This is a genomic window from Streptomyces roseifaciens (assembly GCF_001445655.1).
In the GTDB taxonomy this organism is placed as follows: Bacteria; Actinomycetota; Actinomycetes; order Streptomycetales; family Streptomycetaceae; genus Streptomyces; species Streptomyces aureoversilis.
Genome location: NZ_LNBE01000003.1, coordinates 1,292,405 through 1,319,307, shown reverse-complemented (window position 1 = coordinate 1,319,307; position 26,903 = coordinate 1,292,405). Strand labels below are relative to the sequence as shown.

Sequence of the window (26,903 nt, the reverse complement as noted above, 5' to 3'; positions counted from 1 at the left end):
GGGCTCCCTGGTTGAACCGCGAGGGGTCAGGTCGGGTGGGGGTCAGGTGACGAAGACGAGGGCCGGGTCGCAGCCGGCGGGGGCGTACTCGGCGAGGCGCGTGCGCAAATTGTCCTCTCGCTGCGGCTGGAAGAGGTCGTGCAACGCGCCGGGTTCGGACCCGTCGTCCGCACCGCGGCGGATCGCGTCCGGGCAGCCGTCGGCGAGCTGGAGGTATCCGGGGGTTCCGTAGCGGGTGCTGGTGAAGCGCAGCGGTGTGTCCGCGGCGGGGCCGGAGTGCTCGGGTTCGCAGTGGAAGCGGCGCGGGGTGCGGGAGCCGCGGGGCAGCCAGCAGAACCGGACGCAGCCGCCCGCCCCGTGCACCACGTTCATGTCCCCGTCGAACAGGCAGTTCTCCACCAGGTCGACGGAGTGGACGTGCACGGTGCCGATGACGGTGGTGCGGTGGGCGGTGAGGACGGCGAGGGCGTGGCGGTCCTCGGGGCCGGTCAGGGCGGCGGAGGTCCGGGCCGTGGCGTCGAGCGCGCTGTCGGAGAGGTGGATCCGCTGGAGCTCGTCGGCCGGCGTGTTCCGGCGGACGACGACGGTTCCGAGCACGCTGTGCTCGACGCGGACGTCGGCGGGGGTGTCCACGAGCTCCAGGCTCGGCTCCTCGGGCTCCCGCGGGCCGCACCGCTCGTCGAGGTCCCAGCCCGGCACGAGGGTGCAGTGCCGGATGAGGAGGTCGCCGACGTCGCCGTGGATCTGGATGCTGCGCCCGGTGACCATCAGGCCGTCCAGGGTGACGGAGGGCGGGGGCCCCTCCCCCGTGCCGGTGCCGGTGATGCGGAGGGCGTCCGGGCGGCTGCCGGACCAGTCGAGGAGGCGGAGGACGGGGCGCGCGCCGTCGGCGGCCCGCAGGACGAGCCGGTCGCCCCGGTGGAGGGAGATGTCGAGGACGTCCTGGTGGACGTCGTTGCCATTGATCTCGACGACGTCGGAGGGCCGCGGCCCGGGATCCGGTGGCGGGGCGGTCCGCTGCGCGATCCGGAGGCGGCCTTGGTGCGGTCCGGTGTCCTGCTGCTGACGGTCCGGAGCGTCGTGCTTCCCGCCCCGATCGGCCTGCTTCCGCCCCGACGCGGCAAGCCATCGTTGGTAGTCCGCGCGCCACCGGTCGTGGTCGGCACGCCACTGCTCGATGGCGTCCGTGATCCGGGCGAACGGCTCGCCGGGGCCGACGCGGTAGGGCCGGCTTTCGCCCTCGGGCACCACCGCGTACGGGCGCGGGTATTCGCCGCCTCCCAGGTCGCTCGCGGCCCCGTGGTGGTAGGTGACCCGGACGCCTTGCTCGGGGGCCTGCCGGGCGGGGAAGGCGATGCGGCCGAGGACGGGGTCGACGGCGACCTTTCCCTCCGGCGTCCGGTAGTCCCAGCCGGACAGGTCGGCGGAGACGATCCGCTCCAGCGCCACCGGCGGCCCGTCGCCGTCTCCCTCCCACACGCACAGGCTCTTGCCGGGGCCGTAGTAGTCGTGGAGGCGCTCGGTGAGGGACCGCCGGCCGATGGGCGCCGGGACGTTGAGTTCGCCCGCGATGTGACAGGGCGACGGCTCGGGCACCGGAAGGGTGAACAGCCGGGTGTCGTTGCCCAGCACGCTGAAGGTGAAGCGGTACGCGGCCCGGTCCAGGCAGAAGGCGGGGGCCCGGGTCTGGGAGTGGGCCTGCAACCGCCAGACGTGGAGCCCGAGTCCGGGGATGCCGTACCGGCCGGCCCGCCGGGTCCCGCAGGCGCGCGGCATCTCGGCCGTGTGCGCGAGCTCGTCGAAGGGGCCGTCGGCCCGGTTGAGCGGCTCGGTCCGGCGGAGGTCGGCCAGCCCGCCGCGGCGCAGCCGGCGTGCGCTGCCGTGGTCGTCGGCGGTGAAACGGCGCACCGGCTGGGTGAGGGCGAGCAGCCGCCGGTGTTCGACGGCGCGCGCGGGCCAGCCGGCGACGTCGGCGGCGAGGTCCTCCAGGAGGGCCAGGGTGCCCTTGCGGCGGCGGTTGGCGATGGTGTCGGCGACTTCGCGGCGCGGCACGGCGGAGGCGAGGAGCCGGTCGCCGCCCTCCGTGCCCCCGGCGAGGGCGGCCGCGCCGGGCGGGAGGGCGTAGCCGATGAGGGCTCCGAGGTAGGGGACGACCCACTCGTCGCACGTCTCGATGAACCAGTCGTCGTACATGCGCTCGATGTCGGCCTCGACGACGCCGGCCTGTTCGGCGATGACGGACAGCAGCGCGCGCAACTGCCCGCCGTTCCGCTCGTCCATCCTGCGGTGGACGGCGGGCAGGAGGGCGTAGAGCCGGTCGGGGTTCACTGGATCCTCCGCAGGACGAGGGTTTCGGGCACCGCGGGGTCGAGGACCACGAGCTGGGCGGCGCGCAGGCCGCGGCCGACGATGAGCCCGGTCCCGCCTTGTCCGAGATCGCCGCTGGGCACCGCACCGGGGTTGAGGGCGACGAGGCGGTCGAGGCTCAGTCCGTAGCGCAGGGCGACGGAGGTGAGGGTGTCGCCCTGGAAGATGTGGGCGGGGAGTTCCCGGTACTCGGCGCGGCGGGCCGGGACGCAGGGCGCCGCCCGGGTGAGCTGTTCGGCCAGGCCCTTCAGCCCCACCGTGTCGATGTCGTCCGGGATGCCCCCGAAGACGTCCACGTCGACGTGGTCGACGCCCGGGACGGCCTGGGCCGCGGCGATGGCGGTGCTGAGGTGGACGGGTTGCGCGAGTTCGGCCCGCGCGAAACCGAGGGCGTCGTGCAGGGCCCGGCGCACGGCGGGTTCGACGTCGTCCCACCTGTGGTCGGGCAGGACGCGGACGTTTGCGGAGACGACGAGGAGGACCCGCTCGCGCAGGGCCACCACGACCGGCAGCGCCGGGTCCCCGTAGCGGTTCAGTGCGGCTTCGAGGGAGGTGAGGAGCGGCGAGGTGGGCCCGACGGGGGTGTCGCCGACGGTCGCGACGGTGACCTGGACGACGCGGCGCCCGATGTCCTGGCAGTACTGGGCGGAGGCCTTGCCGATGCCCGCGTAGGCGCGGGCGAAGTCCTCGTGGTCGCGCAGTGACACGATCCGGTCCAGGGCGCGCAGGCGCAGGGGCACTCGGCTGCGGGTGTCGCCCGGCCCGTCCGCGTCCGTGCCTCCGGTCGCGGGGAGCGGGTTGGTGACGGCGCTGACGCCCAGCGGCCTGCTGACGACCTGGTTGACCTGGCCGGTGGGCAGATTGCCGCCGCTGCCCCCGCCGACGCGGTACGCGGCGGTGACGTTCTCCGTCCCGGTGTGCAGCCGCGCGCCGTGGACGCCGTCGCCGAAGGTGACCGCGGCCTCGCCGTCCGGGCCCGTGCGCAGCCGGTATCCGCGGTCTTCGGGGCCCAGTTCGGCGAGGTCGTCGGTCTCGTGCCAGGCCACGCCGCCGACCCGGACGGTCAGCGTGCCGCCGGCGCCGGTGGGCGTCGCCGCGGGCAGCCAGGTCAGGGGCGTGCGGCGCAGGGGGAAGGTCTGCCCGGCCTGTGCGGCGTCGCCGCTGCCGATCACCTCCCCCACGCTCTCGCCCGCCGTGGCGGGGACGACGTTGCCCTGGATGACGACGGTCTCCCGCCGGTAGCTGTAGGCGAGTTCGGTGGTCAGGACGAGCGTGGTGCGCAGCCGGTCGCCCGGGCGCTCGATGTCGGTCCGCTGGTGCACTCCGCCGAGCATGACGAGCTCCGTGCCGCGCACGCCGGTGGTGTAGGGGACGTCGGTCCGTTCGCCGGAGACGACGAGCCACCGTCCCGGGGCGAGGCCCTCGCGGGTGTCGTCGAGGGTGATCTCATCGCCCATGATGTCGCCGGTGACGGGCACTTCGGCTGCCGCCAGTGGCTCTCCGGCGGCCCATACGGTGATGCGCTCGCGGTTCTCGCCTGTGTAGCCCGTCTCGGGGAGCTCCTCCGTCAGCGTGAGGCGGGTGACCGGGAAGGCCAGGTTCTCACCGGCGCGCAAGGCGCACTGGGTCACCGTCTCCACCGTGCGCACCAGCGGAGGGGAACCCCCCTTTTCCAGAACGATCGACGTACCGGGAAGGATCGCGTCGTAAACGGCGTCGAGGGTGAGTTGCTTCGGGTTCCTGTCGTCCTCCTTGATGGCATTCTCGTCCTGCTTCTTGCCGATGGTCGCGCCGTAGGGGGTGGCCTTGACCCGGAGCCACTGGATCCCCCGGAGTTCTTCGACCGGGGTCACCGACGCCGTCCCCAGGGCCTGGTAGAGCTGTCCGGCGAGCTGCGGGCGGGTGGCTGCCAGCAGCCTGGTCAGGGCGTCGGAGCCCGCCCCGTACAGGTCGGTGATGGGCGTGGTCAGGTCGCGCGAGCCGGCGGGCGGACGGGAAGGGGGCCGTGCGAGGGCGGCGAGGACAGGGGTGAGGCCGAGCAGCACCTGGCCGTTCAGGCGCTTGCGCTCGCTCTCGCCGATTTTGGCTCCCTGGTCTTCTCCGTCCCCGTCTTCTTCGCCCTCTTCTTCCCTGTGTGCGTCGCCCGTCTCATCGCCCGCCTCGTCCCTGACCTTGCTGTCGAGCCGCTTCTCGCCGTCCCCGGTCCCGTTGCCGTTGCCCCCTGCCGGCGGCTCGCCAAGGTGGATCAGGGCCTCCAGTTCCGGGGAGTTCGTCGCCCGGGCCGCCGCGACCCGGAGCGTTCTTGCCGCGGCCGCGACCGGTTCGAGCAGCTCCACGATCGCCCGGTCGCCCTTCTTCCTGGCGATGGCGAGGTGTTCGTCGAGCCGGTTGAGCGGGTCGAAGAGCTCGGCGAAGAAGCGCGACTCCCGTTCGGAGCCGGCTTCCCGGATCGGATCGAGCACCGTCTCCCGCAGCGCGTCGACCACCTCTCTGCCGGACCCGCCCGTCGCCTCGTCGACGGCTTCGACCAGGGCCGCGGCGGCGTCGGCGTACTCGTCCTCGGGCGTCGCCGTCGCGAAGTAGACGGTGGTGCGCTGGTGCTCCGGGTCGGCCTTGCTGTCGTGGACGGTGCGGACGACGAAGCCCGCGGGCTCTTCGGGCTCCGGCTCCTGGAGGGTGGGGAAGGAGAACAGCATCCGGTCCCCGGGCCGCAGGCCCGCATGGATGCCGGAGAGCTCCAGCGCCCGCACCGTCTTCAGGCGGTCGGCGCTGAGGTCGGGCGGCTCGGTCCGGCGGACGGGCAGCTGGTTCCATTCGGCGCGGGCGTGGAGGTCCTCCGAGGTCTCGAAGGTCTGCGGGAGACCGCCCGGCAGGGGCGTGCTCTTGACCTGCGACCCGGCCGGGATCGTGGCGCGGCCGCCGGGGTCGAGGGTGTAGGCGAGGAAGGTGCCGGCGCCCAGGGCGGGGCGCGGGCAGTGGCCGACGAGCCTGCCGAGCCGGGTCAGGGACTCCTGCTCGGTGGCCGTGCCGAGGTAGCCCTCGTTGGTGATGCGCTCCTGGTAGAAGGTCAGGATGTCGCCGATGACGGCCCAGGCGTCCAGCAGGGCGACGGAGGGGTCGTCGGTCTCCCGGTGGGTGAGGCGGGCGAGTTGCCGGCGGTCCGCGGCCGGCAGCCGGGCGAGCATGGCGTCCAGGAACTGTCCGTGGGTGCCGGCGCGGCAGGACAGCTCGGGCAGTCCGGGCCGGTTCCGGATGCGCGCCGGACCGGCCGGGCCGGTGGCGGTGCGGCAGCCGCAGCGGCAGATCGGGCTGCTCATCGTCCTCCTTCGAGGGTGAGGTCCAGCAGGCCGTTCTCCGGCCGGGCGCTGTCGTCGTCGAGCCGGGCGATCTCCAGGGGCCGCATCCGCAGCACCCCGTCGTCCGGGACGGCGGGGCCGGTGCCGTGCAGCCGGCGCAGGCGGGTCACTTCCGCATGCCGCACGCCGGGGACGGCGACCGTCGCCGCGATGAGCCGGCTGGCGGGCACCGGGGTGCCGAACGACAGGGCGTCGGGGTCGAAGAAGCCCCGTCCGCCGCCGGGCAGGAGGCCGGGGCGCAGCGCGCTCAGCAGGGCCTGCTTGACGTGTCCGGCGATGTGGTGGGGGTCCACCCACACCGTCAGGGCGACGTCGAGGGGCACCTGGACGGCCTGGCCGGTGACGACGTCGTGGCCGATGCGGCGGTAACGGTGCAGGGCCAGCCGGACGCCGTCGAGCAGCTCCCGGGGCACGTCCGCGGTCCCCTGGGCGTCCAGGGCGACGTCGGCCTCGTACCAGCTGCCGTTCCAGCGCAGGGCCGCGGCCGCGCGCTGGATGCCGGGCTGCTGCTGGGCCAGTGCGGCGTAGTCGTCGGCGGTGATGGCGCGCAGGAGCCTGCGGAAGGGTTCGCGGGGCGCTGCGCGGCGTACGTCGGTCACGGGTTCGGGGTCGGTTCCGCCGGTGGCGGGCAGGGGGTTGCGGACGCGGGTGATGCCGCCGGGACGGAGGGTGCGGAAGGCGACCCGGTTGATCGCCCCGGGGCCGGCGTTCCCCACGCGGCCGTTGCCGACGCTGTACTCGGCCCGCAGCTTCGTGCCGGGGACGGGCAGGCAGCCCGCCCGCCCGTCGCCGAACCGCAGGGTGACGACGCCCTCGTCGTCGGTCTCGGCCACGACGTGCCGGGTGCGGGGGCCGCAGCTCAGCAGGTCACGGCTGGGCGTCCAGGGGGCGGAGCCCGCGGCCTGCCCGCGGACGGCCTGCTGCGTACGGCCCTCCGCGGGCCTCTGCTTCTTGCCGTGCCCGGGTCCGTCCCCTCCCGCGGGAGCCACCGGCTGGAGGAGCAGCCGGGGCAGCGCGGCGCGCGGATCGGTCCGCAGGGCGCGGGCGGCCGGCCCGTGGAGGAGCGGGGAGTCGGGAAGGACGTGCCGGGCGTCCGGCCCCCAGCTCTGGGCGAGCTCCCCGTCGACGTCCTCCTTGGGCAGGATGTATCCGGAGCGGGCCTGCTGGACCAGCGTGTCCAGGCGCCGGAGTTCGGCGTCCAGGAGGTGCGCGAAGCGGGAGAGGAGGGTGGCGAGGGCACGCCGGCGGTCCTCGTGGAAGCCGACCGCCCGCAGGGTCCGCTCCCCGAAGAGGATCCTCAGTGCGCGCTCGTCGTCGTCGGCAGCGGCGTTGTCGCCGGACGCGGAGTCACCCCGCCGGCCTCCCCCGTAGCTGCCGGAGCCGTTCCCGGCCTCATCCCCGCCGTAGTCCCCGGAGCCGGCCCCCGCGTCACCTCCGCCATGCCTTTCGGGGTCGGCGCCCGCGTCGTCCCCGCCATGGCTCCGGGGTTCGGCCCCTGCATCGCTCCCGCCAGGGCTCCGGGTTTCGGCCCCTGCATCGCTCCCGGCCTTGCCGCCGTACTTGCCCCCGGTGTCCTTCCCCGCCGCGTTCTCGGCGTCCAGCAGATTGCGGATCCTGTCGCGCGCGCGTTCCGGCAGGAGCGTGAGCTGCCGCGCCTGCGCGGCGGCGACGTGGGCCGGATCGGGGAAGGGGGCGGACCAGGTGATGCCGGTGTCGGGCAGGACCGGGGCGAAGGGTTTCCCGCCCGCCCAGTGGCCGGGCGCGGTGAACACCGGAGCGGCGGAGCCCGTTGCCCCCATCGCGACCGTTCCCCAGGTGTTGTCCAGGCCGTGTTCGACGAGGACGGCATTGCCGCGGGCCACGGCCAGGGGGGCGGTTCTGCCGCGAGCAGTCAGGTGCAGGGGGAACGTCAGGGCGTCCTCGGGATCCCAGGCGACGTCGACGACGGGAACCTGCTCGACGGCGTCGATGCGCGGCGTGACGCGGGTGAGGCGGACGGCCTGCCGGTGGGCGGGGTCGGCGTCGGCGCAGGCGCCGGTGGCCGGGCCGCGCTCCTCCTCCAGGATCAGGATGTCACCGGGGCTGAGATCCAGGACCCTGTGGGCGCGCTCCTTCTTCAACTCGCCGTCCCGCAAGGTGGCTTCGGTGGCGCCCACGGGCAGGTGGCACTGCTCGTTTCCCCAGGCCCACAGCTCGATACGGCTATGGGCCGCGCGTAGCCGGATCCTGCGGTCCTCCAGGGGCCGGAAGCAGACCTGCCCCTGGGCCCGCAGGACGTCACCGGCGATCACCGGCCCTGCGTCCGGGAGCCGCCCGGGGGGCACGACGGCGAAGGCGAACTCCCCGGGGTCGGCGTCGTTCAGGTCCGTGTCGGTCTCCACGCAGACGAAGGTCCGGGCGGCGCAGCCGTCGTGCATGGGGTAGTCGACCAGGCGGGCGTGCCGGCGGACGGAGGTCCGCAGCCGGGCGGTGTCCAGGTACGCCTCGGCGGCGACGGCGTCCTGCTGGTAGCTGAGCCGGTCCCCTACGTGGGCGAGGATCTCCACCAGGGTGATGCCGAGGTCCGGCACGTGCCGCTCGTGCCAGTCCGGCATGGTCAGGGCGAGCCGGTCCAGGAGCAGGCGCCGGAAGCCCGCGTAGTCCTTGGTCAGGTAGTCGATGGCCGGAGCCGGGCGGGCCGGGGGCGGGGGCGGGGCGTCGGCGGGCCGGCAGTCCAGGCCGGTGGGGCAGTGCTGCCGGAAGCCGAACTCGTACGCGGCGTAACGGGAGTCGAAGGCGTGACCGAGGGCGAGCAGGCGGTACGTGGAGGCGTCGCCGCGCCGGTCGAGGGCGAGGTGCACGTCGGTGGCGGGATCCCCGTCGGCGCAGCCGTGGACCGTGGCGCCGACGACCCGGATGCCGGTGACCCGCCGGCCGCCTTCGATGCGGAAGCTGTGCCGGTCGATGCCGGGGGGCACGGTGCCGAACAGCGTGACGGTGAGGCCGCGCTGGTCCGCGTCGACGGCCACCGAGTCGATGCCGGCCAGCCCGGCCCGGCGCACGGAGGCGCGGCGCCGCTCGTCGTCGCAGACCGGCAGGCCCGGAGGGTTCATGCCGCGGTCCCCCCGTCGACGACGACGCTGTGGCGCTGCCCCGTCGCGGCGAGCCGGTAGCTCAGCGAGACCGTGAGGGCCGATTCCTCGGCGGTGACGACGAGGGACTCGACGGAGAGGAGGTCGCCGAGCCAGCGCTGCAGTGCGGCCTGGGCGGTCAGCTCCACGGTGGCCGCGAGCTCGGGGCCGTTGGGAGCGAAGACCAGGTCGAGCAGCCCGCAGCCGAAGTCGGGGCGGTTGACGCGCTCCCCGGGGGTGGTGAAGAGCACGATCTCGACCATGTCGCGGACGTGGTCGGCGTGGCCGGTCTCCGCGGTGCGGCCGCGCTCGTCGATGCGGTAGGGGAAGTCGATGTCCACGGTCCGCTCAGCTCGCTCTCACCTTGATCTGCATGGCCTGGACCATCGGCGGTCCGGGGGCCGGCACCCCGGTGCCGGGCCCCGGACCGGGGGGCGGGGTCGGCTGTACGAGGACGGGCCGGCCGCCGGCGAGTACGCGGGCGGAGAACTGGAACCAGCGCACTGTGGCGCAGAAAGGAGGTGTGCTGGTCAGGGAGCAGCCCGCGACCACGAGGACGTCCGAGACGGTGGCGACCGGCTGCAGGCTGACCAGCACCTTCTGCTGGGTGGGCGCCGGCAGGGTCACGACGCCCGGCGGGTGGGCGCACATCATCACGGCTCCGGCGTGCAGGACCAGTCCGGGCATGACCCGCCCTCACCCCACGACCTGCAGCGAGGTGCCGTTGATGCTCACGACCGGCCCCTCCAGCTTGATGCTGGCGAGCCCCGGCCCGCAGGAGAGCTCGATTCCCAGTGCGGTGATCTTGATGTAGGGCCCGGCCTCGCCCAGGAACTGCAGTTTGACGCCGCCCATCGGCGGCGGCGCGTCGCTGATCACCAGGGCCTTCTGCCCGGGGGTCGCCAGCACGATCTGCGGGGTCCCCGGCGGGGTGGTGCGGGCCGCCGGGGGCACGTCCCCCGCGCCACCGCGCCAGAACCCCACCCACACCGCCCGGTGGGGGTCGCCCTCCAGGAACTGCACCCACACGCCCGAGTTGACCAGCGGTACGACGTACATGCCGCTGGCGACGCCCGCCACGGGCGAGAGCGGCGAGGCCCAGATGCCGGGCGTGTTGCCGAGCACCTCGGGGACGCGCACCAGCAGCCGGCCTTCCTGGAGCGGATCCACGTTGGAGACGACCACGCCCTGGTGCAGGCCGTGGAACCGCTTCGTGGTCGAGGCTGTCATGGGATCACCACCGGTGTGTTCGAGACGAGGCCCTCGCGGGCGAGGCTGAAGCTCTGCTTGTACTCGCCGCGCTTGATCTCGTGCGTGACGCTGCGCACGTACCACAGGCCGTCGTAGGCCAGGCCCGCGCCGCGGACGCCCACCAGGCGCCGGGCGCTCAGGACGTGCCCGTAGCGCAGGACGTCCAGCCGGCCCTGGCCGGTGACGACGTCGCTGGACCGGGCGCTCTTGCCGAGACCCACCAACAGGATCTCCGGGAGCGAACGGTTCGTCAGGCCGAGCAGCGGCTCCTCCTTGAACGCCGGTGCCGGGCGTACGGCGAGGGGCGGCCGGAGGGGGCTGGCGTCGGGGACCGGAACCGGGATCACCTGCTTGCTGAGGGGCTCCGTGACGCCGATCGTATAGGCGGTGCGCCCGGTGCCGTCGTAGCCGAAGCTCAGCGATTCGACGTTGGTCGCGGCGTCCGAGTCCACGGTGAGCGCGGGCTGCGGCACGCCCACCCGCACCTCCGGCCCCCAGTAGGCGATGTTGGCCCCCGGGAGGGGGCCGGAATCGATGTAGAAGACGTAGCCGACGCTCGTCGCGAGGGACTTGAGGTACACCAGGTCGGTGTCGCACTGGACCGGCGGCGTCTTGAGCGGGTTCGGGAGATTGTCGAACAGGGGAGGAATGGCCAACGGCAGGATGCCGTACCGCGCATAGGCCGCGCACACCGTCATGACCTGCAGCGCGGACGCCTGGGCCGGGTAGGAGGTCAGCTTCGCCTTCTGGTCCATGACGATGGAGATGTCCTGGCCCGTCACCGTGAGCGTGGAGCTCCCCGGAGACGACCCGCACGCCTGGTCCTGACGTGTGATCAGCCCGTCCATCAGGACGTGCGGCATGCCGCCGACGACGGCCATCACGATGATGCGGGTCTCCGGGTCCAGCATCCCCAGCGGGAGCATCTCCCGCGTCACGGCCGACCGCTTGCCGAGCGCGAACGTCAGCTGGAAGCCGCTGGCCCCCTCGGTCGCGGCCGTGATCTGCACGGAGCGCAGGGCGTCGATGAGGGAAGGGGGCGCCGGTGTGGGCACGTACTTCCCCGTGAGCAGCATCAGTTGCAGGCTGTGGGTCATCCCGGGGCTTCCCCCACCGCGTACGTGCCCGGCACCCCCGCGGGCAGGGTGATCCGCAGCCGCCGCCCGGGCACCGCGGTGAGGTCGTCGGGGCGCAGCACCCGGTGGGCGTCGGCGATCCGCCAGTCCTGCTCGGGGTCGCCCAGGTGCCGCGCGGCGAACGCGTCGAGCCGGTCGCCGGCGCCCACCGCCTCCTCGCGGACGGTCACCAGGTCCTCGGGGTGCGGCGGGAAGCGGCGCCGGACGTAGGTGACGGTCCGCCCGTCCGGACCGGTCCAGGTGGCGGTGGGGAGCCCGCGGTAGCGGCTGGTGGACTCGAACATCGGCGTCTCCTCGGTTCCCCGCGCTCAGATCCCGGTCAGGCCGACGGCGTCGGAGCCGTACGCGCCGAGGGCCGCGAAGCTCTCCTTGCCCTGGTGGTAGCGGAGGTAGAGCGCTCCGGCCCGGTGGTCGAAGCCGACGTCGTCGGTGGTCAGGGTGCGCACGGAGAGGGTCACTTTGGCCCGCACGGGCTGGAGGGCGCTGTCGTACGCCTCCTCCGCGACGGACATCTCCGTGATCCGCACCGGTACGACCCTGCGCCGGCCGAGCACGAGGACGGTCAGCGGCGCCTCCACCGGGGCGATCTCGATCATTCCCATGGACGACAGCCGGTCGCTCTCGCGCAGTTGCGCCCCCGTGGGGTTGATGGCGCTCTCCAGCGCGGAGAGCACGGCGAAGAGCCCGGTGCCGACCGCCGGGTCGGGACGGCCTCCCTTGTCGGTCCGGTCGGCCGCGTCGAACTCCGCATCGAACCGGAACGTCTCCTGCGGCGGGCCGCTGAGCCGCAGCGCCTCCAGCCGGTCCCCGCCCCCCGATCCGGTACCGCGCGGCTGCAGGCTGCGGGTGAGGGTGTCGGGGTTGTACTGGAACGGCGCCACTCGCAGGACGCGGCCCTGCTCGGGGTCGAGGAACACGAATCCGCCGCGCAGGGCGAGGGGGGTCGTCATCGGGCCGCCTCCCGGTGCGCGGCCGGGGCCGCCGGAGGGGACAGGGGCGCGCCCGCGGACCCGGCGGGGCCGGGATCGCGGCGGAACGGCCGCGCCGTGGCGAGGGTTCCGTGAACGGCGCGGGCGATGCGCCGGCCGAGGGCGGCGGGGTCGGCGGTGGCACGTACCGGGGCCGCCGTGGCGCGGCACAGGTGGACGTCCGCGAGATGCGCGAGCCCCGCCTGCCCGCCGGGCGGCGCGGCGGCGAGCAGGGCGCCGAGTTCCGCCTCCAGCGCCCGGCTCAGGGCGGCGGCCCGGTGACCGGGGACGCCCTCCAGCACCAGCCGCTCGATGGACAGTTCGACCTTCACGGGGTCACCTCCGGCTGACCGTCCCAGGAGAAGTCCGCTGCGGGCAGCGGCATGTCGGCCTTGCGCAGTTCGGCACGGGCGGCGGCCAGGACGGCGGGCATGCCGATGGGGGTGCCCGCCGAGGCGGCGCTGAAGGCCGCGTTGAGCGCGATGTTACGGATCATCCCGCCGCTGAGCGGGAGCTCCGCCAGCCGGCCGGCGTCGAGGGCGTCGACGGGCGCCGCGTCCGGGAAGGCGCGCTCCCACATCAGGCGGCGTTCGGCGGGGCCGGGGAAGTCGAAGGGCACGATGAAGCGCAGCCGCCGCAGGAACGCCGTGTCCAGCGCGCGCCGCTGGTTGGTGGCCAGGATCGCGAGGCCCCGGTAGGACTCCATGCGCTGCAGCAGGTAGCCGACCTCGATGTTGGCGTACCGGTCGTGGGAGTCCTTGACCTCGCTGCGCTTGCCGAAGAGCGCGTCGGCCTCGTCGAAGAAGAGGATGGTGCCGCCCGGCTCGGCGGCGTCGAAGAGACGGCGCAGGTTCTTCTCCGTCTCCCCGATGTACTTGCTGACCGCCGCGGAGAGGTCCACCCGGAACAGGTCTAGGCCCAGGTGCCGGGCGAGCACCTCGGCCGCCATGGTCTTGCCCGTGCCGCTGGGCCCGGTGAACAGCGCGCTGATCCCCAGCCCGCGGCCGGTCCGCTGCGCGAAGCCCCAGTTCCGGTAAACCGTGTCGCGCTGGGCCACCTGGGCCGCGATCTGCCGCAGCAGCTCCGCCTCCTGCGCGGGCAGCACGATGTCGTCCCAGCCGGCTCCCGGCTCCAGGCGCTGGGCCAGCCCGCCCAGGCGGGGGCGGGTGCGCACCAGGCAGTCCCGCCAGGCCGCGTCCGGGTCGCCGCCCGCGGCGGCCCCGATCTCGTGGATCGAGGGCAGGTCCAGGGCGAACTGCCCGGCCAGCCGGTCCGCATCCGCCGGGGGCAGCAGCGTGCGCCACGCCGCGGCCCGTTCCGCAGCAGGCGGCGGGACGACCTCCACCACCGCGGTCGGGGCCGGCACATCGGACCGGGTCTCCCTGGTCGCCACCAGGCACGGCCCGCCGATACGGTCGAGAAAGCGGCCGAGCCGGCCGGCCGCCTCTCCCCCGGCGTGTACGTCCCCGTCGGCGCACGCCTCGTCGGCGGTGTCGGCGTCGAGCCACAGGGCCAGGGGCAGCAGACGGGACTCCCGTTGCCAGAGCCGGGCCACCGTGTCGAGCTCCGCCGCCGCTCCCGGCAGCAGGCCGGCCGGCATCCCGTACAGCAGCAACCCCGCCGCGGCGGCGGCCTCGACCGCCACGGCGCGCTTCGTCTCCCGGTCGGGGCCCAGGAGCTGGACGACCGGCATGCGGCCGCCGGACCACGCGGGTACGTGCTGCCAGTGGCCGACGATCTCCTCGGCCGCCGGATGACCGGAGCCGGAGCTCGCGGCGCCGGAGCCCGGAGTGCCGGAGCCTGAGGGGCCGGAGCGCGCCGCACCGGGTGCGGGCCGCAGGAGGGTCACCAGCGATTCGAGGCGCTCGTCGAGGTAGTCCAGCCCCTTGAGGTGGTTGACGATCCGCTCGTCGGCGCGCAGGGGGCTGGTCACCAGCGTCCTGCCCGCCGCGCGGTCGACGTCGACGAGGCGCCAGTAGCGCAGCCCCCGGTACGGGGAGAGCACGTCCCACGCGGGCTCCGGCAGGACCGACAGCGCCAGCGCGAAGGTGGCGCAGGGCAGGCCCGGGTCGCCCTGAGCGGCCGCGCACAGCTCCGCGAACGCGGGATCCAGCTCCGGGGCGGCGCACAGCAGGAGGGTGTGCCGCTCGAACACGGACAGCCCCAGCAGCCCGCCGAGGGAGACGAGGGCCGGCGGCGGGTCGGCGGCTGCGGCACGCTCCATGGCCGCGGCGGCCGAGGCGAGTTGCTTGTCGGTGACGCGAGACTGCGCCGCCCCTGCGCCGCTCGGGGCGCCGGCGGTGTCCGGTCCGAGAGGGGCATCGGCCGCGTTCCGCCCGGGCGCCGGATGGCTCCCGGCGGCCGGATGGCTCCCGGCCGTCTGCGCCCGGGCGCGCAGCAGGAGCCGCAGCCACGCGAGCCCGGCCTCCAGATAGCGCTCGTTGACGTCGTCCCAGGTCTCCGGCGCGCCCTTCGACGCACTCTTCGACGCACTCTTCGACGCGCTGTCCACCGGGGTGACGGCGACGGCGCGCTTGGAGGCGCGGTCCGACTTGACGGAGGTCATGTCACCACCACCGCCAGGTCGTCGTTGAAACGCGGTGGGGTGGCTTCGCCGTCCACGACGACGGAGCTGTCCACCCCGTCGACGCGCAGCCGCAGCACATGGCGGCCGGGCCCGGAGAACGGGAAGGAGAAGGTCAGCTTCTTCTCGCGCGGCCCCCGGAAGGCCGTGACGGTCACGGGCCGGTCCCCGACCAGCAGCTGGACCCGCTGGCCGACCGCGACCGACGGTTCGCAGTCCACCTTGAGCTTGACTTTGCCGTCCGAGCCGCGCCGTCCCTTCAGCGGCAGGGGGGACGTGGTGATGCGCGGGGCGACCGCCAGCGGGAGCGTCCGCGTGACCTGCCGCGTGCCGTCGTCACCGGTGAGGACGACCGCCACCGACCACGGTCCGGGCACCAGCTCGTCCCCTCCGACCTTGGCCCGCACCTCGCGCTCGCTCACCGCGGTCGTGGTCAGGGGGACGGCGCCGAACAGCGGGTGGGTGAGGTGGACGACCGGTGTCCCGGCGTCCAGCTTGCTGCCGGTCAGGACGAGTTCGTCATCGACCGCCGCGACCTCCGGGGTCACGCCGGTCAGCGCGGGAGACGGATCGGCCGGGTCCGCGGCGGCCTCGGGCCCCCGCCCCTCGGCCCCGCGCCGCACCACCGGCAGCGGCGTACGGGCGAGCCGCGCGCTGTCGAGCAGCACGACGCGCGCCTCGTACCCGACCGAGATCCGGTACTGGCTCTGGAAGGCGCTCCACAGCTTGGACATGTCGTCGACGGACAGGTCCGCCGGAGTGATCCGTACGGGCTCGGGCTGCAGGTGGGCGTCGCCGAGTTCCGCCGACTTGTCGTAGTCCTCCGGCCCCAGTACGCAGTGGTCGTGCAGGGCCGCCATCGCCGCGCCGAGGATCCGCAGGGCGGCCCGGCTGTGCGGGTCGTCGTCGGTGTACGGGGTGAGGAGATAGTGCAGGACGACGGGCAGGGCGGGCCGGCCGGTCTCTCCCGGACGGATCCCGGGCGGATCGGCATTGCGCCAGGACCCGTCGATCGTCATCCGGTACAGGAACACGTTCAGGGCCGGCTGGTGCTGGCCGGACGCGGCCTCGTCCGGCGTCGTCGAGGTGACCTTGAGCCCCTGGACCGTGTTGGTGAGCGCCTTTCTCAGGACCTGATGCAGGGCGTCGGTGACGGCGGCGACGGCGGCGGAGTCGCTCATGTCCGGCCCCGCAGGTATTCGTCGAGGCCGGGGCCGGCCTTCCGGGCGTGCCCCGCGTCCTCCTGCGGGCGCGCGGCCGGGGACGCCGGGGACGCCGCCCGGACCTCCAGCCGCTCGATGCTGATACGGACGACGGTCTCGGCGTCCCGCGCGCCGGGGGCGGGCTGCCGCAGCCCGGTCCGGCCGGGTTCCGCGCGTGGCCGCCCGGCGGGAACGGACTCCGGCGGCCCGGTGCGGACGGACAAGGGGATGGCCGGGGGGACGGGGGACCGGACAGGCCGGACGGGGTGGGCCGCGGGAGGAACCGGCGAGGCGCCGGGTGCGGGAGAAGGCGTGGCCGCGGCGGGTGCCTGGGGGCGGGGCGGAGGCGGGGGTGCGGCGGGGGGCTCCCCCGAGTGCCGCGGCGTGGGGGATTCGGTGCCGACGGCCGTCGCCGGGTGGGCGGCAACCGACCGGGGTGGGGCGGGAGGTGGCGCCGGGGTTGCGGCTGAGGCGGGTAGGGCGGGTGGGGCAACGGAGGGTGTCGCCGACGGGCGGGGCTGTTCGCTTTCGGGGACGGTGAGGCTGTGGGGGCGGACGGAGACGGGTGCGGCGGGCTCGTCGGAGTCCCGCTTCCCGTCCGTGAGCCGACCGTCCGGGGCGCTGCCCGAGGAGGCCTTCGCCTTGGGACTTCCCGTGCCGGACGACCGCCGGCCCGCCGGCCGCGTCCCGGACGGTGCCGTTGCACGGGAAGCAGGACGGGTACGTGCGACGTCCGCCTCGTAGGTGCGCTCGGTGGGCGGCAGGCCGGGCGCCGGCGGCGCGGCGGACGGACGGCGGGGTTCACTGTCGGGTCCACTGCCGGGCCCGCCGGCGTTTCCGCCGTCCGAGCCGCTACCGCCGCGCCCGCCACGCCCACCCGGAACGGCAAGGCCTTCGCCCTCCGCCGCAGACCCCTCCGTCTCCGGCTCGCGCAGCCGGGGAGGCTCCGGGTCGAACAACGACGGAAGCCGTGGCCGGAGGCGCGGGCCCGGCGCGCCCAGCAGACGGTCCACGAAGTCGCTCACCCGGCCGCCTCCAGATAGAAGCGGCGGCGCGCGGGGCTGACCGCGAGGACGTCCTGCTCCGTCCAGCCGTAGGCGCGGGCGAGCGCGTGCACCTCGTACAGCAGGCGGCGCGCGTACCCCTCGATCTCGGCCCACAGGTGCCCGGCGACGTCCAGTTCCGCAGACCAGGTGTGCCCGCACCCGGGACATTCCAGGGCCACCGTCGTCTCCGCTCCCGGATCGACGCCGGGGAGCCGCCGGGCCACTTCCTCCAGGACGTGGCCCGGCAGAGAGCCCGCCTCCGGGTTGGTGCCGACGACGCAGCGCTGCAGCAGGGCCCGGCGGGAGTCGCACCCGCCACGGGCGCCGGCGACGGCCAGCAGGTCGCGCAGGGTCAGGGCGCGGTACGTGACGTCGCGGCCGGCCGCGCGGAAGCTCCCCGTGGGCGGCGCCGTCCGCGCCCCGGGAACGGCCGCCGGCGCCGGCGGCCGCAGTTCGGCCGTCTCCACGGCGACTTCGAGGGGTTCCCCGCACGCCGGGCAGTCGGCGGCACACGGGAGGGAGCTGCCGAACGCCCGCTCCCGGAAACCGAGCAGCAGGGCGTGGAGAGCGGCCAGGGTGAGGTCGGCGACGGGCTCCGCGTCCCCGGCGGCGGTCCTGGCCAGCAGCAGGGCCCGGTCCTGCGGGCCCTGCCCGCTCCCGGACTCCCACACCGACAGGAGCTGTGCCTCGGTCAGCTCGGCCACCACGCCGTCACCCCGATGCGGTGTCGGTGAACTGCGGGAGCTGCGGCGGCGTGGTGGGCTCCCGCACCCATCCGTGGTGCTCCAGCTTGATGTGCTCGAAGGCGACGGCGTTCGCGTTCGCGTCGAGGTCGGGGAGGGCCTGGTACTCCGACACCCAGCAGTCGTGGACGGAGTACGACAGCACCTGCTGCCCGGCCTCGTCGAACACGTCGATGATGAGGTCGCGGCGGAAGTCCTTCAGCGAGGTCTCCAGCCCGCCGGCCGACTTGCGCAGGCTCCACACCTTGTTCGCCCACTCCTCGAAGGCGGTGTCGGCCGTGCAGCCGCGCTCCAGGGTGATGGCCTCGTACTCGGTCCGGCCCGGCAGCTTGCGGCTGGTCCCCGGATCACCGCCGTCCCGGTGCTTGACCACCTCCGTGGTCCGCTTCAGACCGCTGACCTTGCTGATCCCGGCGATGTACGTGGTACCACCGCCGAACTTCACCCGGAACCGGAAGTTCTTGTACGGGTCCCGGCGCGTGATCTCCGGCATCGTCCTCGCTCCTCCTGCCTCCTGCGACCTGGAACCGGGCCTGGAACTAGACCTGGACCTGGCCGGCGAGCTGCTGAATGTGGATGATCACGAACTCCGCGGGCTTGAGCGGCGCGAACCCGACCTGGATGTTGACGATCCCGCGGTCGATGTCGTTCTGCGGGTTGTTCTCCCGGTCGCACTTCACGAGGTACGCCTCGGCCGGCGTCCTGCCCTGGAACGCCCCCTCGCGGAAGAGGGAGTTCATGAAGGCGCCGATGTTCAGCCGGATCGAGGCCCACAGCGGCTCGTCGTTCGGCTCGAACACCACCCACTGGGTGCCCCGGAACAGACTCTCCTCCACGAAGAGGGCGAGCCGGCGCACGGGAAGGTACTTCCACTCGTCGGTGAGCTGATCGTTCCCGCGCATGGTGCGGGCGCCCCAGGCGACCGGGCCCACGGCGGGGAGCTCGCGCAGGCAGTTGACCCCGAGCGGGTTGAGCCGGCCGTTCTCCAGATCGGTCAGCGGCATCTCCAGTCCCTGAACCCCGTTGAGCGACGCGTCGGTACCGGCCGGTGCCTTCCACACACCACGCTGCGCATCGGTACGGGCCATCACACCGGCCATGACCCCACAGGGCGGGAAGTCCCGCACGAGGCCGTCGCGACGGGAGTCGGAGGCGAGGATGCGGGGGAAGTAGACGGCGGCGTTGCGGGCGTCGTCGCCGCGGAGCGGCAGCTCTTTCCGGGCCTCTTTGACAACGTCGTCGGCCGTGTTCTTGGCAGTCCATTCGTCAGGAGGGTCGACGAGCAGAATGGCCCGTCGCTTGACGCAGAGGTCCGCAGCCTCGGTCAGCAGTTTCTTGCGCTCAGGGGGCTTCAGCCCCGTGTTCACCGTGACATCGGGAAGGCACAGGATGTTGAAGATGTCGGTCTTGAGCAACTGGTAGAGACCCGACTTCGCGAGTTCGCTGCCCAGGTAGTCCTCAGCGGCGGGAGGTTTGTCGTCAGGGACGTTGTCGATCTTCGTGAAGCGCTTGTCCTCGCCTCCCGCTCGCGGCGGCCTCGCCGGTCGCTCCCCTCCTTCGCCTTCGTCGGCAGACCCCTCGTCGGGCTCGTCGGGGGTCTCCTCGTCACCCAGTTGGTTGCCTTCCCCGACCGTCTCGTTCATGTCCGGGGGCGCGGTCCCGTCTTCGACCCAGGTGACGAGCTGTGATCCGGTCAGGACCCGGCGCAGGCTACGCGGACTGTCCGCATCCACGCTGACGTTGAGATACTTCTCCTCCACGTCCCTGGCGATGTCACGGATCGTGAGGTTGTAGACGCCCTCCACCGTCTTCGTCTCGTCCCCCTCTTCCCGCACCGCCTCCACACGTGCCCGTAGGCTCTTCGCCCAGGCCCCGGGGCCGATGGGCGCCAGCATGGGTCTGCCGGACTTCTTCTTCCCGACAGGCAGCCTCAGCGGTTCCTGGCTCGGCACCACCCGCACGATCTCCGCCTCTGCCCCACCGTTGCGGTAGAACTGCTCGACGGCGTAACTCATGGCGCTGTCCTTGTGCAGCCCCCCGAACTGCTGCTCGTAGTCGGCCCACGAGGTGATGTGCACCGGCCCGTCGACCGGCCCCCGCGGCGCCCAGCCCACGAAGGCGGCGATCGACGTCGGGACCCCGGTGATGGTCCGTACGGAGCCCTTGACCTCGTCGATGTAGACGCCCGGGTAGCTGACCTTCACCGGCATGACGCCTCTTCTCTCCGACGGTACGGGGGCTACGGAGCGGAACGGGTTCCACCGTAGGAACCGATGCCGGGCGGGAGACGGCCGAGCGGCGCGTGTCTCCTCCGGTCAGGGGACCCGTCAGGGCCGTTCAGCGCAGCGGCTGCCGCCGGGGCGGCCCCGTTCGGCGACCGCTGTCGCATCGCCCACCGTCCAAGTGATCCAGGAACACGACGGCGCAACGTCCCCCTCCCCCCGGAGGGAACGCCGCGCCGTTCACGGATCACGACGCGATGGACGTCAACTCCTCGATGCGTTCGGCGAAGTCGGGGTCGGGTAGGGGGAGGTCGAGGGCGTCGTTGTCGTCGAGGGCGTGGGGGACGTAGGCGATGACGGCGTTGGTGGCGGCGGAGAAGACGCTGGTGCCGCGGAGGTGGGCGAGCAGGCTCAGGACCGCGTTGAGGTCCGTGCGGTCGATGGTCTCGGGCGTCTTGGGGATGAGGTGTTCGAGCCCGGCCTGCTCGTGCCACAGTTCGGCTTCCCTGCGCTCGCCGAGGGCCATGTGGTGCAGGTAGAGGCAGCAGGCCGCGCCGCGGTTGCCCGCTCCGGCGGCGAACTGCCACCAGAACTGGGCGGAGTCCCCGCGTTCGGCCAGGTGCAGCACGCAGCCCAGGACGAGCGCGCCCGCGGGTTCGAGGATGCGGCAGGTGAGGAAGCCGCCGAGCTCGTGGAGGTTGCGGGTGACGACGGTGCGGCACAGTGCCTGCAGCTGGCGCCGGAAGGCCCGGTGGGGCAGGTCGCTCCGCTCGGCCGTGCGGGCCGCCGCGGTGCGGGCGGGCTCCATCTGGTCGTCGAAGGACAGGGCGCCGTGCAGCATCCGGGCGGTGATGCGGGCCGCGAGCCGGGCTTCGGCCGCCTGGGTGTCGGCCATGGTGTAGGGCGGCCGGACGAGCCGTACCCGGGCCAGCGCCAGCTCCAGCGAGGTGTGGCCGGTCACCTGTCCGTCCCCCCTTCGTCGCCGGAGGGGCCCTGGTCGATGCCGAGGGCGTGCTGGAGGCGGTGGCGGGCGAAGCGTGCGGCGGAGCGCACGCCGGCGGGGGTGATGCCCATGATGCTGGCGACCTCGCGGGTGGAGTGGCCCAGGACGTGGAGCAGGACGATGACGTCGTGCTGGCGTTCGGGCAGGGCGTGGATGGCGTCGTAGACGGCCAGGCTGTGTTCGAGCTCGCCGATGGGGTCGAGCGCGTGGTGGAGCGCGGTGGTCTCGAAGGCGGCGGTGTCGATGACGGCGGGCCGCCGGCCCCGGGCCCGCGCCGTGTCGACGGTGCGGTGGCGGACCACCGCCCAGGCGTAGGCGTTGGGGGATTCCTGGGAGAGCACTTCGGACCAGGCGAAGTAGAGCTCTTCGAAGGCCTGGTCGACGGCTTCTTCGGCATCGTGGCGGTGGCGCAGGTAGAGCTCGGCCCAGTGGATGTAGATGCCGCGGTAGAGCTCGTGGAAGGCGCGGTAGTCGGCGGGGAGTCCGGTCACGGGAATGACGCCTGTGCGGGGAGAGCGTGAGGGGCCGGGGTTCATCGCATCCCTCCCACCCGCCGGCGCCGGGGTGCGCCCTCGGGGCGGCGCGGCGGCGCGGGCTGCTGGTTCAGGCCGATGCGTACCGTGGCGGCTGCGGCGCGCCGCAGCAGGTGCCAGGCGTCACCGGCGAATACGCGTGCGACCATCGCTGCGGTGAGCAGGTCGCCGGCGAGTTGAGATTTCACGGAAGCAGGGATCCCTCCGGTCGGCGGACAAGCGGCTCGGGCGCACCGGCGGCGCACGCTCCCCCGGGCGCCGCCTGCTGCCCCTGTCGGAGGAACCCTTCTTCGTCCTCCGCCCATAAAGGCGACCGCCGCGGCCGGAACGTGCAACGGCAGAACGTAAAGAGTTACGGAAGATGATCGTCCAGTAGTCCGGTGCCGACGCCCCGATGACGCGATGACGCGCCCGGCCTTCCCCCGTGGAGGCCGGGCGCGTCATCGGCGTCAGGCTCGGCTCAGCTTCGGCTCAGCTCAGGCTCAGCCCATCAAGTGGCCCAGCACCGACCGCACCGCCCGGTCCACAGCGGTACGCGCCTCCTCGCTGTGGTCGGTCGTCTCGAACCCGTGGTGGCCGAGCGGCACGTCGACCACTTCGACGTCGGCCTTGCAGTCCTCCGCGGCGCTCAGGAACTCCCCGACCGTCGCCGCGATCGCCGCGTTCTCCAGCCCCACCCGGGTGAGCACGACCGGCAGCCGCCCGGCCGAGCTCACCGCCTGCACGGGGCGGAACCGGGCGTCCACCAGCCCCCAGCCCGGCAGCGGCGCCAGCACGGGATAGGTCATCGCCACGCACCGCAACCACGGCGGCGGCTCCGCGAGCGGGTCCGCAGACAGCAGCCCGCCGCCGGAGAAGTACCACAGCGCCACGCGATCCCCGTCGACACGCGGATCGGCCCGTACGCGCTCGACCGCTGCCGCGACGTCCTCGGCGGCACGCGCGTAGTCGGCGAGGCCGTGCAGCCGGTGGTCCAGCATCACCCCGACCGCACCCAGACTCGCCACGTACCGGCAATAGCCGACGTAGCCGGGCCAGTCCCGCGGTGTGGGCCGCTCGTCGGGGGCGACCGGGCCGCCGTGGACGAACACCACCGCGGGACGAGGCCGGTCGGCGTCCGGTGCGCCCGGCGGATCCGGCAAGTAGAGATCCACCTCGCCCACCCGCTCGCGCGGCCGCTCCTCCACGTCCAGGAGGAAGGGCCGCAGATGTCCGGGCTGCTCGCCCGGCGCCGCGGTCACCCGGTGCCCTTCGCCCGCGGCGGCGCGAAGCAGTACGTCGGCCAGTTCGTCGGGGGTGGAGAGCATCGGCCAGTGGCCGGTGCCCAGTTCGAAGAAGGTCACCTGGGGGTCGGCGAGCCACCGGAACTGCGGCGGACCCGACGTCACCAGGAACTCGACCATCTCGATGCTCGCCCCGTTGGCGGTGCACAGGACGCCGGTCGTCGGCAGTCCGGAGCCGGCGCCGGACAGCCGGAGCGGCTGGGTGAGCGTGCCCGCCGGCTGCGGCACGGCAAGGCGGTCCATGCGCGCCAGCGCCTCCGCGGGGACGCCGTCGGTGCTGCCCCATCGCTGCCACTCGTCGTGTTGCGGCGCGGGGATCCGCCAGTCTCTCTCGCCCTGCCCGCCCTGCTGCGACAGCCCCTCCCGGACCGCCTGGTCGGGCACCAGCGCGACGGCCGCGTCACCGTCCTGGGGCAGGCCCGCATCCAGGTAGACGATGCGGGAGATCCGCTCCGGTCGCCGGTCGGCGGCGCCCAGCACCGGGTGGATGCCGTAGTCATGGCCGACGATCACCACCTCCGAGGCGACTATCCCGTCGATCAGCCGGACCAGGTCCTCGATGTGCGTCTCCAGGTCCGTGCCGGGCCCGGCCGGACGGCGGGGGTCCCCCATGCCCGTGAGCGTCACCGGGTACACCTCGGCTCCCGACTCCCCGAGCCGGTCGGCCACCTCCTGCCACACCCAGCCCCCGGTGAAAGGGCCCGACACCAGAACGAACGCCGTCATGATCGCCTCCTCGCATACCGCATACCGCACTCCGCGGAACCGGCCGCATGGGCCGTCCGCGCTCGCCGGTACGGTAAGAACTCCCCCAGAGGGAGATTCAAGGGCGATCGGAATCACCCGGCCCGGCCCCAGAGCCCCTCAGCAGCGCCTCGGCGCCCCCTCAGCGCCCCACAGGCAGGCCCCGGGGCTCCTTGATCCGCTTCATGATGATCTGCGAGTTGACCTCGGTGATGCCGGAGAGCGCGGTGAGGCGCTCGATCCACAGGCGCTCGTAGGCGGCGAGGTCGGCGACCGCGATGCGGAGCAGGCAGCCGGGGCTGCCGAAGAGGCGGTAGGCCTCGATCACGTCCGGGATGTCCTGGAGCGCCGCCTCGAAGGCCTCGACGGCCTCCCGGTCGCGCTTGACCTCGATCGAGACGAGGACCTCGAAGCTCCGTCCCACGGCCTCGGGATTGATGATCGCCCGGTAGCCCTGGATGACCCCGTCCTGTTCGAGCTGGCGGACGCGGCGCATGCACGGGGAGGGGGTCAGACCGACGCGATGGGCGAGCTCCTGGATGGTCAGGCGGCCGTCGTTCTGGAGCTCGCGCAAGATATTTCTGTCGATTCCGTCCATGGCGCAATTATCCACCACGCTCGTCCGCTTTCCGCGCTCAAATCAGCGATCCAATTGCGTCCGATTCGTCCTATCGTTTGCCCTCCGGCCGCCGCTCCCCCGTGGACGAGCGCCGTGATCTTCAGGTTTCAGAGCAGTGATCTTCAGAAAGGGCGGGCAGACGTGGGACAGGTCGTCGTCATCAGCACGGGCGGAACGATCGCCAGCCGCTGGCAGGGCTCCGGGTTCGCCGCCGACGCGCGGGGCGGGGACGTCCTGGCCACGGCAGCGGTGCCCGCGGGCATATCCGTGCGGGTCGTCGACCTGATGAGCGTGAACAGCGCCCGGCTCACCACCCGCGACCAGCTCGCCCTCCTGCGCACCGTGCACGAGGTCCTCGCCGACCCCGGCGTCGACGGCATCGTGGTCACGCACGGCACCGACACGCTGGAGGAGTCGGCCTTCTTCGTCGACCTCCACCACCACGACCCCCGCCCGGTCGTCTTCACCGGCGCCCAGCTCCCGCTCGAAGCGGCGGACGGCGACGGCCCGCGCAACCTGCACGACGCCCTGCTGACGGCCGACACGGCGTCCATGCGCGGCCTGGGCGTCCTGGTCGCCTTCGACGGGCAGGTGCACGCCGCCCGGGGCACGATCAAGGTGCAGACCCTGGCCGCCGACGCGTTCGCCGACCCGTCCGGCAGCCCCGTCGCCGACGTCAAGGACGGCCGCGTCCTCGTCCGCCGGCAGCCCGAGCGCCCCGCGCCCCTCCCCCTGCCGCAGGCGGACGCCCCCCTCCCGCGGATCGACGTCGTCATGCACCACTGCGACGCCGACCCGCTGCTGTTCAACGCCGCCGTCGAGGCGGGCGCCCAGGGCATGGTCCTCGTCGCCACCGGCGCGGGCAACGCGACGCCCGAGGTCGCCGCCGCCGTCGAGGCAGCGGTCTCCCGCGGCGTGCTCGTCGCCCTGACCACCCGGGTGCCCTCCGGCCCCGTCGCCGAGATCTACACCCAGGGCGGCGCCGTGGACCTCGCGGCCGCCGGAGCCGTACTGACCGGCACCCTCCGCGCCGGCCAGACCCGGATCGCCGTGCTCAGCGCGGCGCTGGCCTCCCCCGACGCGGAGGAGCGGACGCGCGTGCTGCGGCAGCTCGTCGCCGCCCCCGCAGCCGGAACCGCGTCCGCGCCCGTATCCGCATAAACGTTTCCTCCGCGGCCCCCCTCTCTCCTTCCCCCGCGGTCCGTTCCCCCTCCGCTTCCCCACCGCACCCCGATCGGATCCCCCCATGTCGGCCTCCGCCCCCGGCTCCTCCCGCAACGAGCACGACCTCCTCGGCGAACGCGACGTCCCCACCGCCGCGTACTACGGCATCCACACCCTGCGCGCCGTGGAGAACTTCCCCATCACGGGCACCCCCATCTCGGCCTACCCCGACCTCGTCACCGCCCTCGCCTCCGTCAAGCAGGCCGCCGCCCTGGCCAACCGCGACCTGGACCTGCTCGACGACCGCAAGGTGGGCGCGATCGTCCAGGCCTGCGAGGAGATCCGCGCCGGGCGGTGGCACGACCACTTCGTCGTCGACGTCATCCAGGGCGGCGCCGGCACGTCCACCAACATGAACGCCAACGAGGTCATCGCCAACCGCGCGCTCGAACTCCTCGGCCACGACAAGGGCGACTACAAGCACCTGCACCCGCTGGAGGACGTCAACGCCGGGCAGAGCACGAACGACGTCTACCCGACCGCCGTCAAGGTCGCGCTGCAGCTCGCCGCCGAGCGGCTGCTGCAGGCCATGGACGTGCTGCGCGAGGCCTTCGCCGGCAAGGCGGAGGAGTTCGCGGACATCCTGAAGATGGGCCGCACCCAGCTGCAGGACGCCGTGCCCATGACGCTGGGCCAGGAGTTCGCCGCCTACGCCGTCATGCTGGAGGAGGACCGCGCCCGCCTGGCCGAGGCCTGCGCCCTCATCCGCGAGATCAACCTCGGCGGCACGGCCATCGGCACCGGCCTCAACGCCCACCCCAACTACCCGGGTCTGGCCTGCAGCCACCTGAGCATCATCACCGGCATCCCGCTCGCGGTCGCCGGCGACCTCGTCGAGGCCACGCAGGACATGGGCGCGTTCGTCCAGCTCTCCGGCGTGCTCAAGCGGATCGCCGTCAAGCTCTCCAAGACCTGCAACGACCTGCGCCTGCTGTCCTGCGGCCCGCGCGCCGGCCTCGCCGAGATCAACCTGCCGCCCGTACAGGCCGGTTCGAGCATCATGCCCGGCAAGGTCAACCCGGTGATCCCGGAGGTCGTCAACCAGATCGCCTTCGAGGTCATCGGCAACGACGTCACCGTCACCTTCGCCGCCGAGGCCGGCCAGCTCCAGCTCAACGCCTTCGAGCCGGTCATCGCCCACAGCCTCCTCAAGAGCATCGGTCACCTGAGCGCCGGCTGCCTGACGCTGGCCGAGCGCTGTGTCACCGGCATCACCGCCAACCGCGAGCACCTGGCCCGCCTCGTCGGCCAGTCCATCGGCCTGGCCACCGCGCTCAACCCGCACATCGGCTACGAGCAGGCCACCGCCGTCGCCCAGGAGGCCCTGACCACGGGCGCCTCGGTGCACGACCTCGTCCTGGCCAAGGGCCTGCTCACCCAGGAGCGGCTCCGGGAGATCCTCCACCCGGACAACCTCGCCCGCCCCCACACCCGGGCCGCGGCGACCGTCGAGGCCTGACCGCACCGGAACCACCGGCGGCAGGCCGTCCCCCGGCCCCGGCCCCCTCAAGC

At 73.6% G+C, this 26,903-nt stretch carries 23 protein-coding genes; 2 read left to right on the top strand and 21 right to left on the bottom strand.

The window, feature by feature from the left end; genetic code table 11:
- Positions 1–42: 42 nt before the first annotated feature.
- The 21 genes from AS857_RS11550 to AS857_RS11450 form a co-directional block, all read right to left on the bottom strand.
- Positions 43–2,328 carry a hypothetical protein gene (locus AS857_RS11550; RefSeq protein WP_063804227.1) on the bottom strand — a complete coding sequence of 762 codons (2,286 nt, stop codon included), beginning with the start codon at positions 2,326–2,328 and terminating at the stop codon, positions 43–45.
- Positions 2,325–5,684: a putative baseplate assembly protein gene (locus tag AS857_RS11545; RefSeq protein ID WP_058043022.1), complete on the bottom strand. Its 3,360-nt coding sequence runs from the start codon at positions 5,682–5,684 to the stop codon at positions 2,325–2,327. Before AS857_RS11545 ends, AS857_RS11550 begins: the two co-directional genes overlap by 4 nt.
- A complete protein-coding gene (locus AS857_RS11540; protein ID WP_058043021.1) occupies positions 5,681–8,815 on the bottom strand; it encodes a putative baseplate assembly protein in 3,135 nt (1,044 codons plus the stop codon). Before AS857_RS11540 ends, AS857_RS11545 begins: the two co-directional genes overlap by 4 nt.
- Positions 8,812–9,174 (bottom strand): GPW/gp25 family protein, encoded by a 363-nt coding sequence (locus AS857_RS11535; protein WP_058043020.1) that lies wholly within the window; start codon positions 9,172–9,174, stop codon positions 8,812–8,814. The genes AS857_RS11540 and AS857_RS11535 overlap by 4 nt, the downstream gene beginning before the upstream one ends.
- 7 nt (positions 9,175–9,181) lie before the next feature.
- Positions 9,182–9,520 (bottom strand): hypothetical protein, encoded by a 339-nt coding sequence (locus tag AS857_RS11530; RefSeq protein WP_058043019.1) that lies wholly within the window; start codon positions 9,518–9,520, stop codon positions 9,182–9,184.
- Between the two features lie 9 nt (positions 9,521–9,529).
- Positions 9,530–10,063, bottom strand: coding sequence for a phage baseplate assembly protein V (locus AS857_RS11525; protein ID WP_058043018.1), 534 nt, complete (start codon positions 10,061–10,063; stop codon positions 9,530–9,532).
- Complete coding sequence (locus tag AS857_RS11520) at positions 10,060–11,181, bottom strand: hypothetical protein (protein WP_058043017.1); 1,122 nt, start codon at positions 11,179–11,181, stop codon at positions 10,060–10,062. Before AS857_RS11520 ends, AS857_RS11525 begins: the two co-directional genes overlap by 4 nt.
- Positions 11,178–11,504: a hypothetical protein gene (locus AS857_RS11515; RefSeq protein WP_058043016.1), complete on the bottom strand. Its 327-nt coding sequence runs from the start codon at positions 11,502–11,504 to the stop codon at positions 11,178–11,180. Before AS857_RS11515 ends, AS857_RS11520 begins: the two co-directional genes overlap by 4 nt.
- A 24-nt stretch (positions 11,505–11,528) precedes the next feature.
- Complete coding sequence (locus AS857_RS11510) at positions 11,529–12,170, bottom strand: hypothetical protein (protein ID WP_058043015.1); 642 nt, start codon at positions 12,168–12,170, stop codon at positions 11,529–11,531.
- Positions 12,167–12,520 carry a hypothetical protein gene (locus tag AS857_RS11505; protein WP_058043014.1) on the bottom strand — a complete coding sequence of 118 codons (354 nt, stop codon included), beginning with the start codon at positions 12,518–12,520 and terminating at the stop codon, positions 12,167–12,169. The genes AS857_RS11510 and AS857_RS11505 overlap by 4 nt, the downstream gene beginning before the upstream one ends.
- Complete coding sequence (locus AS857_RS41250; RefSeq protein ID WP_079110249.1) at positions 12,517–14,754, bottom strand: ATP-binding protein; 2,238 nt, start codon at positions 14,752–14,754, stop codon at positions 12,517–12,519. The genes AS857_RS11505 and AS857_RS41250 overlap by 4 nt, the downstream gene beginning before the upstream one ends.
- The gene (locus AS857_RS11495) at positions 14,751–15,953 is read right to left on the bottom strand and encodes a Pvc16 family protein (protein WP_058043013.1); all 1,203 of its coding nucleotides are present in this window, start codon (positions 15,951–15,953) and stop codon (positions 14,751–14,753) included. The genes AS857_RS41250 and AS857_RS11495 overlap by 4 nt, the downstream gene beginning before the upstream one ends.
- Positions 15,950–16,198, bottom strand: coding sequence for a hypothetical protein (locus AS857_RS11490; protein ID WP_058043012.1), 249 nt, complete (start codon positions 16,196–16,198; stop codon positions 15,950–15,952). Before AS857_RS11490 ends, AS857_RS11495 begins: the two co-directional genes overlap by 4 nt.
- Positions 16,199–16,995: 797 nt before the next feature.
- The gene (locus AS857_RS11485) at positions 16,996–17,724 is read right to left on the bottom strand and encodes a hypothetical protein (RefSeq protein ID WP_058043011.1); all 729 of its coding nucleotides are present in this window, start codon (positions 17,722–17,724) and stop codon (positions 16,996–16,998) included.
- Between the two features lie 7 nt (positions 17,725–17,731).
- On the bottom strand, positions 17,732–18,256 hold the full coding sequence (locus tag AS857_RS11480) for a phage tail protein (RefSeq protein WP_058043010.1): 525 nt from the start codon (positions 18,254–18,256) through the stop codon (positions 17,732–17,734).
- Positions 18,257–18,302: 46 nt separating this feature from the next.
- A complete protein-coding gene (locus AS857_RS11475) occupies positions 18,303–19,973 on the bottom strand; it encodes a phage tail sheath family protein (RefSeq protein ID WP_058043009.1) in 1,671 nt (556 codons plus the stop codon).
- A 259-nt stretch (positions 19,974–20,232) separates the two neighbouring features.
- The gene (locus AS857_RS11470; RefSeq protein ID WP_058043008.1) at positions 20,233–20,946 is read right to left on the bottom strand and encodes a hypothetical protein; all 714 of its coding nucleotides are present in this window, start codon (positions 20,944–20,946) and stop codon (positions 20,233–20,235) included.
- A complete protein-coding gene (locus AS857_RS11465; protein WP_058043007.1) occupies positions 20,943–21,479 on the bottom strand; it encodes an RNA polymerase sigma factor in 537 nt (178 codons plus the stop codon). Before AS857_RS11465 ends, AS857_RS11470 begins: the two co-directional genes overlap by 4 nt.
- A gap of 41 nt (positions 21,480–21,520) precedes the next feature.
- Complete coding sequence (locus AS857_RS11460) at positions 21,521–21,709, bottom strand: hypothetical protein (RefSeq protein WP_058043006.1); 189 nt, start codon at positions 21,707–21,709, stop codon at positions 21,521–21,523.
- Positions 21,710–22,003: 294 nt separating this feature from the next.
- Positions 22,004–23,530: an alpha/beta hydrolase gene (locus AS857_RS11455; protein WP_058043005.1), complete on the bottom strand. Its 1,527-nt coding sequence runs from the start codon at positions 23,528–23,530 to the stop codon at positions 22,004–22,006.
- 160 nt (positions 23,531–23,690) lie between these two features.
- On the bottom strand, positions 23,691–24,146 hold the full coding sequence (locus tag AS857_RS11450; RefSeq protein WP_058043004.1) for an Lrp/AsnC family transcriptional regulator: 456 nt from the start codon (positions 24,144–24,146) through the stop codon (positions 23,691–23,693).
- Between the two features lie 162 nt (positions 24,147–24,308).
- Between AS857_RS11450 and AS857_RS11445 the strand changes: the two genes are divergently transcribed.
- Positions 24,309–25,328, top strand: coding sequence for an asparaginase (locus AS857_RS11445; RefSeq protein WP_058043003.1), 1,020 nt, complete (start codon positions 24,309–24,311; stop codon positions 25,326–25,328).
- Between the two features lie 85 nt (positions 25,329–25,413).
- The gene (gene aspA, locus AS857_RS11440) at positions 25,414–26,850 is read left to right on the top strand and encodes an aspartate ammonia-lyase (protein WP_058043002.1); all 1,437 of its coding nucleotides are present in this window, start codon (positions 25,414–25,416) and stop codon (positions 26,848–26,850) included.
- Positions 26,851–26,903 lie beyond the last annotated feature (53 nt).

Excerpts from the sequence above, each read along its gene's own strand:
- AS857_RS11540 (WP_058043021.1), bottom strand. The coding sequence starts at position 8,815 with ATGAACCCTCCGGGCCTGCCGGTCTGCGACGACGAGCGGCGCCGCGCC.
- AS857_RS11455 (WP_058043005.1), bottom strand. The coding sequence starts at position 23,530 with ATGACGGCGTTCGTTCTGGTGTCGGGCCCTTTCACCGGGGGCTGGGTG.
- AS857_RS11480 (WP_058043010.1), bottom strand. The coding sequence starts at position 18,256 with ATGCCGGAGATCACGCGCCGGGACCCGTACAAGAACTTCCGGTTCCGG.
- AS857_RS11530 (WP_058043019.1), bottom strand. The coding sequence starts at position 9,520 with ATGCCCGGACTGGTCCTGCACGCCGGAGCCGTGATGATGTGCGCCCAC.
- AS857_RS11525 (WP_058043018.1), bottom strand. The coding sequence starts at position 10,063 with ATGACAGCCTCGACCACGAAGCGGTTCCACGGCCTGCACCAGGGCGTG.
- AS857_RS11520 (WP_058043017.1), bottom strand. The coding sequence starts at position 11,181 with ATGACCCACAGCCTGCAACTGATGCTGCTCACGGGGAAGTACGTGCCC.
- AS857_RS11475 (WP_058043009.1), bottom strand. The coding sequence starts at position 19,973 with ATGCCGGTGAAGGTCAGCTACCCGGGCGTCTACATCGACGAGGTCAAG.
- aspA (WP_058043002.1), top strand. The coding sequence starts at position 25,414 with ATGTCGGCCTCCGCCCCCGGCTCCTCCCGCAACGAGCACGACCTCCTC.
- AS857_RS11515 (WP_058043016.1), bottom strand. The coding sequence starts at position 11,504 with ATGTTCGAGTCCACCAGCCGCTACCGCGGGCTCCCCACCGCCACCTGG.
- AS857_RS41250 (WP_079110249.1), bottom strand. The coding sequence starts at position 14,754 with ATGACCTCCGTCAAGTCGGACCGCGCCTCCAAGCGCGCCGTCGCCGTC.
- AS857_RS11545 (WP_058043022.1), bottom strand. The coding sequence starts at position 5,684 with ATGAGCAGCCCGATCTGCCGCTGCGGCTGCCGCACCGCCACCGGCCCG.
- AS857_RS11510 (WP_058043015.1), bottom strand. The coding sequence starts at position 12,170 with ATGACGACCCCCCTCGCCCTGCGCGGCGGATTCGTGTTCCTCGACCCC.
- AS857_RS11495 (WP_058043013.1), bottom strand. The coding sequence starts at position 15,953 with ATGAGCGACTCCGCCGCCGTCGCCGCCGTCACCGACGCCCTGCATCAG.
- AS857_RS11450 (WP_058043004.1), bottom strand. The coding sequence starts at position 24,146 with ATGGACGGAATCGACAGAAATATCTTGCGCGAGCTCCAGAACGACGGC.